10 protein-coding genes are annotated in these 15,650 nt (G+C 41.0%); 6 read left to right on the top strand and 4 right to left on the bottom strand.

Annotated elements, in window-relative coordinates:
• The first annotated feature begins 41 nt into the window (after window positions 1-41).
• Window positions 42-623: a LemA family protein gene (locus ACT8YW_RS06555; RefSeq protein ID WP_444104406.1), complete on the top strand. Its 582-nt coding sequence runs from the start codon at window positions 42-44 to the stop codon at window positions 621-623.
• Window positions 624-752: 129 nt separating this feature from the next.
• Here the strand turns inward: ACT8YW_RS06555 and ACT8YW_RS06550 are convergent, their stop codons facing one another.
• The 4 genes from ACT8YW_RS06550 to ACT8YW_RS06535 are packed head-to-tail and all read right to left on the bottom strand — an operon-like array spanning window position 753 to window position 9,693.
• A complete protein-coding gene (locus tag ACT8YW_RS06550) occupies window positions 753-2,831 on the bottom strand; it encodes a RagB/SusD family nutrient uptake outer membrane protein (protein WP_270769284.1) in 2,079 nt (692 codons plus the stop codon).
• 11 nt (window positions 2,832-2,842) lie between these two features.
• Window positions 2,843-6,250 carry a SusC/RagA family TonB-linked outer membrane protein gene (locus ACT8YW_RS06545; protein WP_444104405.1) on the bottom strand — a complete coding sequence of 1,136 codons (3,408 nt, stop codon included), beginning with the start codon at window positions 6,248-6,250 and terminating at the stop codon, window positions 2,843-2,845.
• 56 nt (window positions 6,251-6,306) lie between these two features.
• A complete protein-coding gene (locus ACT8YW_RS06540; RefSeq protein ID WP_444104404.1) occupies window positions 6,307-7,974 on the bottom strand; it encodes a hypothetical protein in 1,668 nt (555 codons plus the stop codon).
• A 33-nt stretch (window positions 7,975-8,007) separates the two neighbouring features.
• Complete coding sequence (locus ACT8YW_RS06535) at window positions 8,008-9,693, bottom strand: pectate lyase family protein (protein WP_217724669.1); 1,686 nt, start codon at window positions 9,691-9,693, stop codon at window positions 8,008-8,010.
• A 383-nt stretch (window positions 9,694-10,076) separates the two neighbouring features.
• On the opposite strand from ACT8YW_RS06535, the gene ACT8YW_RS06530 reads away from it, so the two are divergent.
• The 5 genes from ACT8YW_RS06530 (at window position 10,077) to lpxD (ending at window position 15,649) form a co-directional block, all read left to right on the top strand.
• Complete coding sequence (locus ACT8YW_RS06530; protein ID WP_444104403.1) at window positions 10,077-11,243, top strand: AIR synthase-related protein; 1,167 nt, start codon at window positions 10,077-10,079, stop codon at window positions 11,241-11,243.
• 3 nt (window positions 11,244-11,246) lie between these two features.
• A complete protein-coding gene (gene prfA / locus ACT8YW_RS06525; RefSeq protein WP_008020796.1) occupies window positions 11,247-12,359 on the top strand; it encodes a peptide chain release factor 1 in 1,113 nt (370 codons plus the stop codon).
• Window positions 12,360-12,441: 82 nt separating this feature from the next.
• A complete protein-coding gene (gene pyrF, locus ACT8YW_RS06520; protein WP_004301706.1) occupies window positions 12,442-13,266 on the top strand; it encodes an orotidine-5'-phosphate decarboxylase in 825 nt (274 codons plus the stop codon).
• A gap of 30 nt (window positions 13,267-13,296) precedes the next feature.
• Complete coding sequence (locus tag ACT8YW_RS06515; protein WP_444104402.1) at window positions 13,297-14,526, top strand: HD domain-containing protein; 1,230 nt, start codon at window positions 13,297-13,299, stop codon at window positions 14,524-14,526.
• Between the two features lie 82 nt (window positions 14,527-14,608).
• Window positions 14,609-15,649: a UDP-3-O-(3-hydroxymyristoyl)glucosamine N-acyltransferase gene (gene lpxD / locus ACT8YW_RS06510; RefSeq protein WP_022199902.1), complete on the top strand. Its 1,041-nt coding sequence runs from the start codon at window positions 14,609-14,611 to the stop codon at window positions 15,647-15,649.
• Window position 15,650 lies beyond the last annotated feature (1 nt).

Genomic DNA, 15,650 nt, shown 5'->3' with positions numbered 1-15,650 from the left:
AAGTAGAAAACAAATTATCAAATTCAATAAAAACAAGAAACATGAAGAAGTCAATTATTATCATCTTAGCCGTTGTGGCTATCCTTGTCATATGGGTAGTAAGTGTATATAACGGTCTGGTTACTATGGACGAGAATGTTACCGGCAAATGGGCAAATGTAGAAACTCAATACCAACGTCGTGCCGACTTGATTCCTAATCTGGTAAACACAGTGAAAGGATATGCGACACATGAGAAGGAAACATTAGAGGGAGTTGTTGCCGCACGTAGCCAGGCAACTCAAATAAAAGTGGACGCTGCCGATCTGACACCGGAAAAGTTAGCGCAATATCAAAAGGCACAAGGTGCTGTAACATCAGCACTGGGCAAGTTATTAGCTATTACCGAGAATTATCCGGACTTAAAAGCTAATCAAAACTTCCTGGAATTACAGGCTCAACTGGAAGGAACTGAAAACCGTATCAATGTAGCACGCAAAAATTTCAATGATGCTGCACAGGCTTATAACACCAATATCCGCCGTTTCCCAAAGAATATCTTTGCAGGAATGTTCGGCTTTGATAAGAAAGCATATTTTGAAGCAGAAGAAGGAAGTGAGAAGGCTCCAACAGTAGAATTCTAAAAAACTTCTCAACATAAAAAACGTTGCCTGAAAAGTTTGAGTATTAAAGAAAATACATAAAACTTTTCAGGCAATATTTTTAGGTCAGTCCCTCTACACGAGAGAAACTATAGAACGTCTAAACGCTACTTATTCCACAGTCAGGATTTCATTATCTTGCCAGTCAATTGTTCCACTTGCTCCATTCTGGTCAGTCCATCCTTTGGTTTGTCCAAGCCAAGAGTTATTATCCAGAATATCTTTGGAAAGTCCCAAAACATAGTAATTAGTGTTCCAACCGATCTTAATCCATTCATTGTTATTATTCTTATCCGGTTGTGTGTTAGGCTCACCATATTGGAAATTGGCTTCCCAAAAATCGGCTACTTTCTTGAGTTGATTTTGGAAATCAGCAGATTCTGGATCAGCAAAGATATTCTTACGAAGATCAGCCAACACGTCTCTGCTGGCCGGTGTATAGCCATCCTTAACGTCTACATATTTAGCAGTTCGGTATTTCTCGGTCAATGGAGTCACCCCTAAGAAGGAACAAGTATTTGTAGAACTTAACTCCATTGTTCCGCCCTGTCCGCCATCATAAAGCATCCAGCGCCAAATATCCCAATACCTTTTTCCCTCATAAGCCAGCTCAACCTGACGTTCCCGCAAACATGCGGCAAGAGCTGACGCACGGTCTGTTACGTAAGTATCCAACCCATAATTATTATCCGCTGGGATACCGACACGTGCACGTAACTTTCCAATAGCCTGTTTACATAAATCAATCTGGTTAGTAGCCGCATAGCATTCTGCCAAATTTAATTGCAGTTCTGCATAGCGATAATCATAAATATGCACGCCTGAAGCTTCATAGTTATTATCCGAAGCCGTAGTAAGCCCACTCATCTTGCGAACAAATACCGGACTGGAAATATTTACACCTTCACTATAGGCAAACCCGCTAGTAGTCGATGTCGTAGTTCTCCAACGATAAGCCCAAACTGTATCATTCGTTAAACTCTTATGTCCCCATTTCAAGCCATTGAAAGCAAATGTCTGATAGAAACGCGGATCACGATTTTCCATGAAACGCAAGCTTCCATCTTCCACTCTATGAGCAACATCGGGCAAAGTTCCGTCAGCCATTGGAAATACATCTATCAACTCAATAGGCACACCTTTTCCACCACTACCTCCTTGAGAACTCAAACGGATTGCTTTCTCCCAACGATTATTTTTATATCCCAGCGAAGAATTACTTTCTTTTGCCAACAATCTGACAACCAGCGTCTCTCTATTTGAATGTTCATTATCATCATCCGCAAGAATCTTACTCCAACTTGCCGCATCTGTCACACCATTCAGTCCGCTAGCAGTAATACCTGACATTGCATTCAAAGTAGCATTCAAGGCTTTCTGCCAGCGATCATTACCCGCATCATTCCATCCTTTATTAAATATAGGGCTGGCATAAAATAACAACACACGACTTTTGTATGCCAGTGCACCTCCACGCGTCAGCCGACCATAATCGTTTGTTCCCCATTCATCCGGCAGCAAAGTTGCCGCTTCAGTCAAATCTTTCACAATCTGTTCTACACACTGTGTCACAGAAGCTCTCGGCAGCCCTGCATCCGTAGCCTCTGCATTCAATACTGTCGTCACAATAGGCACACAACCATACATACGCACCAAATCGAACAATTGCATAGCACGTAAAAAAAGTGCTTGGCCTTTAGCTTTGTCTTTTGTCTCCTGCGAAACAGAAGAGGCATCTATATCACGAAGAAGAATATTGCAGTTACGAATACGTGTATAAGCATTATTTGTAACGCTTGATCCTAACGCCTTACCGAAATAACTGGCAAACAACGGGTCATAGCTTTTGCCACTAGAAGCATCTGTTTGTGTTTTAATATCATCAATCGTTGAATACCGAGTACTCGGGTCAATCCGGCTGGTAGAAGTAATCCCCCACATTTCATCAGTAAATTCATTAAAATCCTGGGCGTATGAGGCGTGTAATCCCAGATATTGAGAGGTAGGAGAAGTGTAATTCTCAAAACAATTCTGATATAAACCTGCCAAATACCAGGTTATTTTAGTTTCTGAATCAAAATCATCATAAGCTCCATAATTATTCATATCCAAAAATGAATCGCTACAGCCAGACATGAACATACCCAAAGCTAAAGTTCCTGCATATAAAAAATTTCTCTTTTTCATCATTGATACAACTATTAAAATGTAACATTAACACCTAACGACCAGGTTCTCAAAGTAGGATATTCTGTAGAAGAACTATCATACATATTACGATAATGATTCGGATAAGGATTATACAAATCCCACAAATTATTACCGGTCAGATTCAGACGGACAGCCGACATCTTCAACGGTGCAATCCATTTCTTAGGAAGTGTATAGCTGACAGACAGATTGCGTATATAACAACGGAACGTACTAATCATCCATAAATCTGAATTGGCAAGGGCTGAACTGGAGATTAACGATTCTACTCCTAAATTGGGATATTTACCATTCGGATTGTAAACTTCATCAAACATATCTCCCCAGAATGAATCCGGTGCCCAAATCATTGTACTCTTACTTCCTCCCATAGAAGCACGGTCTATAAAACGTACGCCTCCCCATGAAGTCGAAATGCTGGCACTAATAGCAAGACCTTTCCAGCTAGCGCCCAATCGGGTTGACACATTGTAGGTTTTATTCTTTTCACACAATTTTCCATAATCCTGTTCAAGAACGATCTGTCCATTAGGTCCCTGCTGCACACCATTAACCATTTCACCACCCAAATCTTGATAAGCAACCATCCCTGGACGTAAATCATCTTTACTCGTTTTATCCAAATATTTAGTTTGTCCACCTGTAGGAGTCCAGGATTCCAGATAATTCCAATAATTATTGATGTCTTCCTGCGTACGCAAAATACCATCACCTCCGGAAGTATTCTTCCACACTTTAAATCCCCACACAGGCAGGTAAGTAGACATTCCTTCCTCCCAGCTTGAGCTGCATGGATATTTGTTATATCGTAAACCCGGAACCCATTCTCTGACTCTACTGCCACTCAGGCCGAAATCCATACCGATATTATAGTTTACCTGTCCGATCTTGTCACGCCAAGTCAAAGACAATTCACCGCCGTAAGTATCAACCCGGCCAAAATTTTCTTCTGCATACGAGCCACCTGCATAAACAGGAATACCTGGCTGACTAGCCATATACTGATTCAGAATGTTATCATTAATGTCATAGTAGAAATCAAAGACTGCGCTTAACCGACCATCAAAGAAACGAGTATCAAAACCCAGATTGAACTTATCTGAAACATCCCATTTTACATTACGGTTCGGAGATGCCTGCGGTATCAGACTAGTACCCGGTTTTCCACTTTCAGCACCAAACTGCATACCTTTCAAATCCATTTTATATTGTTCTTTCCACTTCCACATTTTAATATTATCACGTCCTGTACGCCCCCAAGACACACGAACTTTCATAAATTCAAACCAAGGCAATGAACGTTTGAACCATGACTCTTCGGACATGATCCATCCGGCAGAAATACCCGGGAAAAAACCCCAATAATTTTCAGGAGCAAACTTTGTCGAAGCATCCGAACGGAAAATAAACTGTAACATATAACGGTCCGCATACGAATATGCTACACGCCCCAAATAAGAAAGTGAACCTGATTCACCTTTTGATGTCACTGTATTATCTGAAGTCAAAGCCGATTTGCCATCCTGCCCCACGATGGAAGGTCCACCAACTCCCAGATAAGTATCAGATATATCATGTGCCAAATCAGCATACTCAATATCACGGGAATCATAGAATGATTCGTAACGTTCAACAGAAGCCATAGCAGAAATAGAATGTTTGCCGAATGTACGGTCATAGTTCACATAGAAGTTCATCTGCCGTCTTTCCGCTTGCTTATCTTTAAATGACAAGGTACTGTTTTTATCAAAAATAGCTTTTGTAAAAGAACTGTTAGGAATGGTATAGACCAGATGTTGATCAGAAGCCATTCTGGTGTTTACATAAGCCAACTCATAAGGAAAACTTGCCTGTTCAGTGGCTTCGCTCGAATGTGAAGATGAATAAGTGGCACGAAGAGACAAACCTTTCACAAAAGGCACCTCATAAGTCAATGAGATATCAGCGTTCCAGCTATTAGTCCTTTCTTTACTAAAGGAACCGCTATTGTTTAAAGCAAAATAGTTCCAGGAGGTCACGTAATCACGATTGAAGTTGGGGTTATTATAAGTGTTCTCTATCGGTCCCAACCAATATTCCTGTTCTTCTCCGTTTTCATTGGGTAATGTTACACTCCAAGGCATATGATTAGGCATGTGGTGTAATGCGCTATAGTCAGACTTTTCAGTACTTCCTCCCATACCATACAGTTTGAAACGTGCTCCTTTAGTATATATCTGATCAGACTTACCTTCGTTACCGGCAACGGTAGCAGACAACTTAATATCATTTGTCAAACGTACATCCACACCAGCACGATAAGTATAGCGCTTATAACTTTGATTTCCCAGATTCGCTCCCTGGTCAAAATAAGTAGCTCCTGCATAGTAAGTAGCACGTTCACTACCGCCACTCACATTCAACGTATGTGTCTGCTGGAAAGCGGATTTCCACCCAGCTTTATCCAACCAGTCATAATTCAAGTTATCCATCTCGGCCAACTCCATATCACTATAAAGCACATCAAAATCATCATAACCACTAGCTTTGTTAGAGCCTATTGCCAAAGAATTATAGAAACGTCCATAATCGGAACCTTTCAAAACCTTGGAATGACTAACCGCATCATTTACGGCGAATTTACCGGAATAAGAAATCAGGGGAACACCTTTTTTTCCTCTTTTAGTCTTCACCAGAATAGCTCCATTAGCTGCACGCGAACCGTAAATAGCTGCACTCGCATCACGCAACACCGTAATGCTCTCCACTTCTGAAGGATCCAGCATATTAAATTGTTCCATACTTGGCTGACCGTTAGTACCCAACTGAATCACATCATCAATAATTATCAATGGTGTAGAATTTCCTCCATCTTTAGAAATACCTGTAAAAGTTCGATTCTGACGAATATAGACTTCATTGGCATTTGTACCCGGACGGCTGGAGCCTAGTTCTACTGTCAGGCCATTAACCATTCCCTGTAATGCTTCTGAAAGATTAGACACCGGAAGGTCTTCCAACTCTGAAGCCGAAATTGTTGATACAGAACCAGTAATATTCTTCTGTTTCATGCTACCATAGCCAACCACAACTACCTCATCAAGTTTTTGACTATCTTCCTGAAGAACAATATGCAAAGTATTAGCTTTGGGGGCAATAACTTGAGTTACAAAACCAATATAAGAAATAACCACTTTCTTACCTTCCGGTACATTTAACGAGAAATGACCATCTATATCAGTAACAGTACCTGCCGAAGAATCTTGCAATCTTATGGTAGCACCAATGATTGCCTGCCCACTTTCGTCCAATATCTGCCCCGTTACTTTTCGGGTCTGTGCGTTAACAGACAGTGCAAATGCAATAAAGCATAACAATACACTTATCTTTTTAACGAATAAGGAACTTATTAACTTCATAAATATAACGTGTTTATCCATATTATTTTTGTTATTTGATGTGTGTCGATTGCGAACTATTGTCTCCATTTTAAAGCCCCTACACTAGAACAACCAGAGAATAATTCGTTCAGCTTGAAATTGTTATTGCCAGGATCGGTAAACAAACTGATCGTCGACATTTTGGAGTCAGCTAACCCAAGACTTCCCTTACTGGAAGAATGGTCGTTTGACTGGAAACTATTCACTGGGCTGAAACGATAAGTTCCGGTATAATCATCCTGTCCGCCCGAACCCAGTTCGTTAAACATTGGAAGATTGCCATTAATTTTCATAGAGCCACCAAAAACGCAATTCTCAATATTGACAGCAATACTCGCATCCACCCGGAATAAAAATGAGTTTTCCATTGGAGCATAACAGAAAGTGGTGTTTGTAATCGAAATATTCTTGCCGCTGTCACTATTGCGAAGATCAGCAATGCCACAAATATTGGTTATGGTACAATTGTCAAAAGAAACATTGTTTATATAATTACCTTTTTTACCATCCGTCGACACTATACCTTGATTACCAATCGCATTTATTGTACATTCTTGAAATGAAATAGCTTCAACATTTCCACCTGTGCTCTTTGAACGAACGATAGCACGGAAATTTTCAATATAACAACTAGAAAAATCAATCTTATTAATCAAGAAATTAGTAGTTTCCGGACAAATCACCTGTTTACCACTTAAACTGTTATTGGTAGCTTCATCTAATGATTTCGATGCTTTAAGATTAATACGTTTGAAAGTGACTTTATCTATTGCCCCACCTTCTACTACACGGAAAGCGTTCTCAAAGCTAAAGGTACAATAATCCTCTAAAGTTTGTGGCGTCACAAAGTTGACAGAATGTGCAAACTCTGCTACCACTTCACCACTACCCACCACAAATGTTTTTCCTGCAGGAAGCAGAAAAGTCGTTCCTTCCTCCAAAGAGTTCCAATCCAGTTTATTGAAATAGTCTGGATCAAACGCTTCATTACGTAAATCTACCCGGTTCGCCGTACCATAATCCGCATCCAGATTTTCGGTAGCTTCTGTTTTCACCTCTACGCGCGCCTGATATGTATCAGAGGTCTGTTCTTCACCTGAATAAAGGCTAACCCGATAAGCTGTTTCAGGAGAAAGTTCATCAATCACCTTAGAACCAGACAGATACTCTTCTGCAGAAACAGGATACACTTTCATTGTTTGTGTAGATACTTCTTCCGTTCCCATCGGAACAGCGGTCAAAGCTGTGATAACAACCGTATCATTAGGTATCCATGCGACAAGGGCTTTTGTATCTATAGCACGGGATTCTTTCAATTCAATAGACAACGGGCGATAAAGAATACCTGTTACTTCCGTCTCCCAATAACCGGACAGTCTTCCATCACCAATACATTTTACCTTAAATTTGTAGTTTTCCTCCCAATCTAAATCTATCACACAGGAAGATTGACTGACAGGTACTATTTCTGTTTTATAAAGCTCCTCCCCTTTATCGGTCACTTTATAAACCTCAATTACATACTCAGTTGCTCCTTCTACCGTTTTCCAACTTAAATAGGCCTTGTTTTGTACAACCTCCATAGTAGCAACCGGACGCAACAATACTTTTGAACTCGAATCATCATTATCCGAACAGCCTGTCAGTAATGCTGAAAAACAACTCAAAAGGAGTCCTACCGCCATCAGTTTCATTAAATTCATAGCATTTTATTTTAATATTAACATTCGATTGATTTACTTCTTAAAGTTGTACGAGATGCTTTCATCCACCAGACTATTGAGATATACTTCCAAAGCAGTATACCCAACATCCGTAGTTTTATTACGGTCTTCAGGATTATTCGGGTCCAATCCTACTTTCTTTTCCCAAGCATCATCCATGCCGTCTTTATCCGCATCAGTAATGGCTCCTGAGGTTTTATAGGTCAAACCTCCAAAACCTTCGGCTTCATCAGGACTATTAATTATCCCAGGAATAGAACCGCTAGTTTCATTTCCTGCTCCCGTGTAAGTACAACTGCCGTTCTTCACTTCCTTCATAATACGCTCATCGACCTTGTCACGTGGAAAAGCACCGGCTCCATTTTGTCCAATTACCGACTGGAAAGCCTGTTCTGCAGATTCATATTTTTCAGATAACGTATATGTTTCCCAATCAAACCAATATTGTTCGTAGTTATCTCTTCCAGAGGCTACAATAAAAGAAGGAGCTTTCATTTCATCGAAACTATAAGGATAGCTTCCATCTGTATATACCCCTTTCCAATTATCAGAAGTCAGTTCTGAATTACCTTCCATCACATTACCACTAAAATACCATTTAGAGACAGCACGTAAAGGTGCTTTTTCCTGATCACGCGCACTCGACTGACGGAAAAATTTCAGATCTTTCACCCGGCCCGTTGTAGCAGGTCCAGGTTTATAATAATTATTCACGAAATTACATGCCCATCCATGATGTTCCGGATCTTGTGATTCATCCATCCCACCGTAAGTTGCCATCTGACTTCCCCAGTTATAATTCACATTATTGATGTATTCCATATATACATTAATATCTTGTCCGGGATCTTTTCCACGTGCACCATTCATCAACGGAGTACGGCTATTACAGTGAGCAAATAGATTATGATGGTAAGTAGATGAAGTTCCTCCCCATGCACCTCCATAAGCACGGGAACCTTTCTTATTAACTGAATAATAAAGTCCTTCACTAGAAATACACCATTGTACTGTAGAGAAATGAGTATCAATAAAATCAGTATTCTCTTCACTAGCCCAACTAAACGAACAATGGTCAATTACAAAATTATTCGCATTCTCCACACGAAGACATGCTGCATTATGATCTTTTCCATTCGCATCTTTATCCCCTACACGAAAGCGCATATGGCGAATTATAAAATTCTCGGAACCTCCAAAGTTTACTTCATTTTTAATTACACAAATGCCACCTCCCGGAGCCGTCTGTCCAGCTATTGTAAAATTCTTAGCTTTACAACGTATATCTGATTTCAGTTCTATTTTACCGGAAATAGCAAAAACAACAGTCGTAGCTTCATTTTCAGAGCATTGCTTCAATGCCCACCGGAAAGACCCTTCCCCATCATCATCGGTATTAGTAACAATAACAACTTTGCCTCCACGTCCTCCTGTAGCATTTTTACCGAAACCTTCAGCAGTTGGAAAAGCTTTTAATACTTCCGGACCTTTTGCATAAGGCCCCGGTTCCATGTTAGTAAATCCTTTAATATCAGTACATGCTCCCAAACTCAAAGTGCAGCCAATTAGAAAAAGACTTTTAACTAAACAACGTTCCATTGTATTAGAAACACTCACATGTCTTGGTTTTAAAAACTCAAAAACACGCTCTGTACGCATACGTGTTTTCCATTTCTCAATAAATACATAATTTTTCATCCATTTTAATTTAAAGTTTATACAAATTACCATAGCTTTATGAGAGAGCTATATGATTATAATCGTTAATATGACACGATATAAATTATATTGTACTCACTTTTTCGTACTTAATTTCGCCTTTTAAATACTATTTTTCCTAAAAGAATATTCATTGCCACCTTCTATTTTCGCATAGATTGTCCGTAATTATACAATAAGATATAAAATTACTTAACTACATAATCCAAGATTATCTGGTATTTTCAATACTACATAATGATAATTTCCTAACGAAAAGAATACGAAAACTATTTTGAGTAATGGCATTTCTATAAAGATAGTTGGCTGTACAAAAAAAAAGCAGTACTTTTGCAGCCGTATACAATATAATTCTATAACTCATGAGTAATCAACGATACATGATGCGTGGAGTAAGCGCATCAAAAGAAGATGTGCACAACGCCATCAAGAACATCGACAAAGGAATTTTCCCGAAAGCATTTTGCAAAATTATCCCCGATATATTGGGAAGTGACTCGGAATATTGTAACATTATGCACGCCGACGGTGCCGGAACCAAATCATCTCTTGCTTATATGTACTGGAAAGAAACGGGTGATTTGTCCGTTTGGAAAGGTATTGCACAGGATGCATTGATTATGAATATCGACGACCTGCTTTGTGTAGGTGCCGTAGACAATATCCTTGTCTCTTCTACCATTGGACGTAATAAACTGTTGATTCCCGGAGAAGTAATCTCCGCCATCATCAATGGAACAGATGAATTGCTGGCCGAACTCCGTGAAATGGGTGTAGGTGTATACGCAACCGGTGGTGAAACTGCTGATGTCGGCGACTTGGTTCGTACGATCATCGTTGACTCTACCGTAACTTGTCGCATGAAGCGTTCAGACGTTATCGACAATGCCAATATTCGTCCGGGTGACGTGATCGTTGGTCTGGCTTCTTACGGACAAGCTACTTACGAAAAAGAATACAATGGCGGTATGGGCAGTAATGGTTTGACAAGTGCCCGTCACGATGTATTCGGAAAATATCTTGCTGAAAAATATCCGGAAAGCTACGATGCTGCCGTTCCCGAAGAATTAGTTTACTCCGGTAAGTTAAAACTAACAGACAGCGTAGAAGATTCTCCGATTGATGCAGGTAAGTTAGTACTCTCTCCTACCCGTACATACGCACCGGTAGTCAAAAAATTACTTGATGCATTGCGCCCGGAAATCCACGGAATGGTACACTGCTCCGGTGGTGCACAAACTAAAGTTCTGCATTTTGTAGAAAACGTACGCGTAGTAAAAGATAATCTTTTCCCTGTTCCTCCTTTATTCAAAACGATCCAAGAACAAAGCGGCACAGATTGGGCAGAAATGTACAAGGTATTCAATATGGGACATCGCCTTGAAGTCTACCTGTCACCGGAACATGCAGAAGAAGTAATAGCTATTTCCGAGTCATTCGGTATTCCGGCACAGATTGTAGGACGTGTTGAAGCATGCGAGCAAACAGAATTAATCATTAAGAGCGAATTCGGAGAATTTAGATATTAAAGAATGGCAGACAATAGTACCATACTAGAAAAATTAGACGGACTCGTAGCCCGTTTTGAAGAAATATCTACCCTTATCACAGACCCGTCAGTGATTGCCGATCAGAAACGTTATGTCAAGTTGACTAAAGAATATAAAGAATTAGACGACTTGATGAAAGCAAGGAAAGAATATATCCAATTACTGGGTAACATTGAAGAAGCTAAAAATATCCTTGCCAATGAATCGGACGCTGAAATGCGCGAAATGGCGAAAGAAGAAATGGACAATAGCCAAGAGCGCCTTCCGGTATTGGAAGAAGAAATCAAACTGATGCTTGTCCCTGCCGATCCGCAAGACAGCAAGAACGCTATTCTCGAAATCCGCGGAGGTGCAGGAGGCGACGAAGCAGCTATCTTTGCCGGCGACCTCTTCCGTATGTATGCCAAATTCTGTGAAACCAAAGGTTGGAAAATGGAAGTTTCCAATGCGAACGAAGGAACAGCCGGTGGATTCAAAGAAATTGTTTGTAGTGTGACAGGCGATAATGTATACGGAATTTTAAAATACGAATCGGGAGTACACCGCGTACAGCGTGTTCCTGCGACGGAAACGCAAGGACGTGTTCACACTTCAGCCGCATCCGTGGCCGTGCTTCCCGAAGCTGAAGAATTTGATGTAGTCATCAACGAAGGAGAAATCAAATGGGACACTTTCCGAAGTGGCGGTGCCGGCGGACAGAATGTAAACAAGGTAGAATCCGGAGTACGTCTGCGCTATATCTGGAAGAACCCGAACACCGGTATTGCCGAAGAAATCCTTATCGAATGTACCGAGACACGCGACCAGCCGAAAAACAAAGAACGCGCCTTGGCCCGTCTCCGTACTTTTATCTACGACAAAGAACATCAGAAATATATCGATGACATTGCCTCCAAACGTAAGACAATGGTATCGACCGGAGACCGTTCAGCCAAAATACGAACTTACAATTATCCCCAGGGACGTATTACCGACCATCGTATCAACTATACAATCTATAACCTGGCAGCCTTCATGGACGGAGACATCCAGGATTGTATCGACCATCTGATCGTAGCGGAAAATGCAGAACGCCTGAAAGAAAGCGAACTTTAGAGAAGTGGAGAGTTGAGAATTGAGAGTTGAGAACGGTTTCTTAAAATAGTAAATAGTAAATTGCAAAATAGTAAATAACAAGATGGATAAGCAACAATTATTTGAAAACATAAAGCGCAAAAAATCATTCCTTTGTGTAGGACTTGATACTGACATCAAGAAAATCCCGGAACATCTGTTGAAAGAAGAAGATCCGATCTTCGCATTCAACAAAGCAATCATTGACGCGACAGCTGATTTGTGTATCGCCTACAAACCCAATCTGGCTTTCTATGAAAGCATGGGTGTAAAAGGATGGATCGCATTTGAAAAGACAGTAAAATATATCAAAGATAACTATCCGGATCAATTCATCATCGCTGACGCAAAGCGTGGTGACATCGGAAATACTTCTGCAATGTATGCCCGCACATTCTTTGAAGAACTGGATATCGACTCTGTAACAGTAGCCCCTTACATGGGTGAAGACAGCGTTACTCCATTCCTTACCTACGAAGGCAAATGGGTTATCCTGTTGGCATTGACTTCCAACAAAGGATCTCATGACTTCCAATTGACAGAAGACGTAAACGGCGAACGTCTGTTCGAGAAAGTATTACGCAAATCACAGGAATGGGCTGGCGATGACCGCATGATGTATGTGGTAGGTGCTACTCAAGGACGTGCTTTTGAGGACATCCGCAAAATTGTCCCGAACCATTTCCTTCTCGTACCAGGCGTGGGAGCACAAGGCGGTTCACTCGAAGAAGTTTGCAAATATGGTATGAACAGTACATGCGGATTGATTGTTAACTCGTCGCGTGGTATTATCTACGTAGATAAAACAGAGAAATTTGCAGAAGCTGCCCGCACCGCCGCACAAGAAGTGCAGGCACAAATGGCTGAACAACTCAAAGCAATTCTCTGAAAAGGGAAAAAGGATCTCTAAAGAAAACGAATGCCTTACGAAAGAAAGATAATTAACGACCCCGTATTCGGGTTCATCAATATTCCAAAGGGGTTACTGTACGATATAGTACGGCATCCCCTTTTGCAGCGTCTTACCCGCATCAAGCAAGTAGGATTGTCATCTGTTGTGTACCCCGGTGCACAACATACCCGCTTCCAACACTCCTTAGGCGCTTTTCACCTGATGAGTGAAGCTATCACCCAACTGGCTTCCAAAGGCAATTTTATCTTTGATAGTGAAGCGGAAGCCGTGCAGGCCGCCATCCTGTTGCATGATATAGGACACGGTCCTTTCTCGCATGTGCTGGAAGACACGATTGTAAAAGGAGTCTCACATGAAGAGATTTCTCTCATGTTGATGGAACGGATGAACAAAGAGATGAACGGCCAGCTAAGTCTTGCCATTCAAATCTTCAAGGACGAATACCCGAAACGCTTTCTGCATCAACTCGTAAGCGGTCAACTGGACATGGACCGACTTGATTATCTTCGCCGCGATAGCTTTTATACAGGCGTAACGGAAGGTAACATCGGCTCTGCCCGAATCATCAAAATGCTTGATGTAGCGGATGACCGTTTGGTTGTCGAATCCAAAGGGATCTATTCTATCGAGAATTTCCTCACGGCACGTCGCCTGATGTACTGGCAAGTATACCTGCATAAGACGTCCGTGGCATACGAAAAGATGCTGATTAGTACTCTATTGCGTGCCAAAGAACTGGCTTCACAAGGAGTGGAACTATTTGCATCACCCGCATTACGTTTTTTCCTTTACAATGATATCAATCCAACGGAATTCTATAATAACCCCGACTGTCTGGAGAATTTCATCCAGCTGGACGACAACGATATATGGACAGCCTTGAAAGTGTGGAGCACCCACACCGATAAAGTACTTTCTACTTTAAGCACAGGAATGATAAACCGAAATATCTTTAAAGTGGAAATTTCGTCGGAACCTATTAGTGAGGACAGAAAAAAAGAATTAACTTTGCACATCAGCCAGCAACTAGGCATAACCCTTTCCGAAGCGAACTATTTTGTCTCTACCCCCAGCATCGAAAAGAATATGTATGACCCGGCAGATGACAGTATTGATATTATCTACAAAGACGGCGCTATCAAAAATATTGCCGAAGCATCGGACATGCTGAACATCTCATTATTGTCCAAAAAGGTAAAGAAATACTATCTCTGCTATCAGAGATTACACAGATAAGTATAAAATATTCATGCAATAACACGGAAATCTGAAAAAAAAATCCGTTATTTGTGAACTAATTAAATTTTAAATAAAAGACATGGAGTTCTCGGCTAAGCAAATTGCAGCATTTATCCAAGGGGAAATCATTGGAGACGAAAACGCTACGGTACACACATTCGCTAAAATTGAAGAGGGAATGCCCGGAGCAATTTCTTTCCTGTCAAATCCCAAATATACACCTTACATCTACGAGACACAATCAAGCATTGTCCTGGTTAATAAGGACTTCACTCCCGAACACGAAATTAAAGCTACTCTTATCAAAGTAGACAATGCATACGAAAGTCTGGCTAAATTGCTCAATCTTTATGAGATGAGCAAGCCTAAGAAACAAGGGATAGATTCATTAGCTTTCGTTGCACCCAGCGCCAAAATTGGTGAGAATGTATACATCGGTGCTTTTGCCTATATCGGCGAAAATACCGTGATTGGAGATAATACTCAAATTTACCCCCACACTTTCGTTGGAGATGGCGTGAAGATAGGCAACAGTTGCCTGCTTTACTCCAATGTAAATGTTTATCATGATTGCCGCATAGGTAATGAATGTATCCTTCATTCGGGTGCAGTGATCGGAGCTGACGGATTTGGCTTTGCTCCCACTCCGAACGGCTACGATAAGATTCCGCAAATCGGAATTGTCATTCTGGAAGATAAAGTAGATATAGGTGCTAATACGTGTGTAGACCGTGCTACAATGGGAGCTACGGTAGTACACAGCGGTGTCAAGTTAGACAATCTGATACAAATAGCACACAATGATGAAATAGGTTCGCATACCGTTATGGCTGCGCAAGCCGGAATTGCCGGTTCTACCAAAGTGGGTGAATGGTGTATGATCGGTGGCCAGGTAGGTATTGCAGGACATTCTAAAATAGGAGATAAAGTTGGATTAGGCGCACAATCAGGTGTGCCGGGAGACATCAAGTCCGGTAGCCAGCTTATCGGAACTCCTCCTATGGAACTGAAACAATATTTCAAATCATCCATTGCACAAAGAAGCCTGCCAGATATGCAGAAAGAACTGCGTAACTTGCGCAAAGAAGTAGAAGAATTAAAACAACTATTAAATAAGTAAA

The organism is Bacteroides sp. (genome assembly GCF_052357945.1).
Taxonomy (GTDB): domain Bacteria; phylum Bacteroidota; class Bacteroidia; order Bacteroidales; family Bacteroidaceae; genus Bacteroides.
This window is presented reverse-complemented; position numbering and strand designations above follow the sequence as displayed.

What these genes read in the sequence shown, in the direction of transcription:
- ACT8YW_RS06555 (WP_444104406.1), top strand. Translation starts at nt 42, where the DNA reads ATGAAGAAGTCAATTATTATCATCTTAGCCGTTGTGGCTATCCTTGTC.
- ACT8YW_RS06550 (WP_270769284.1), bottom strand. Translation starts at nt 2,831, where the DNA reads ATGATGAAAAAGAGAAATTTTTTATATGCAGGAACTTTAGCTTTGGGT.
- ACT8YW_RS06545 (WP_444104405.1), bottom strand. Translation starts at nt 6,250, where the DNA reads ATGAAGTTAATAAGTTCCTTATTCGTTAAAAAGATAAGTGTATTGTTA.
- ACT8YW_RS06540 (WP_444104404.1), bottom strand. Translation starts at nt 7,974, where the DNA reads ATGAATTTAATGAAACTGATGGCGGTAGGACTCCTTTTGAGTTGTTTT.
- ACT8YW_RS06535 (WP_217724669.1), bottom strand. Translation starts at nt 9,693, where the DNA reads ATGAAAAATTATGTATTTATTGAGAAATGGAAAACACGTATGCGTACA.
- ACT8YW_RS06530 (WP_444104403.1), top strand. Translation starts at nt 10,077, where the DNA reads ATGAGTAATCAACGATACATGATGCGTGGAGTAAGCGCATCAAAAGAA.
- prfA (WP_008020796.1), top strand. Translation starts at nt 11,247, where the DNA reads ATGGCAGACAATAGTACCATACTAGAAAAATTAGACGGACTCGTAGCC.
- pyrF (WP_004301706.1), top strand. Translation starts at nt 12,442, where the DNA reads ATGGATAAGCAACAATTATTTGAAAACATAAAGCGCAAAAAATCATTC.
- ACT8YW_RS06515 (WP_444104402.1), top strand. Translation starts at nt 13,297, where the DNA reads ATGCCTTACGAAAGAAAGATAATTAACGACCCCGTATTCGGGTTCATC.
- lpxD (WP_022199902.1), top strand. Translation starts at nt 14,609, where the DNA reads ATGGAGTTCTCGGCTAAGCAAATTGCAGCATTTATCCAAGGGGAAATC.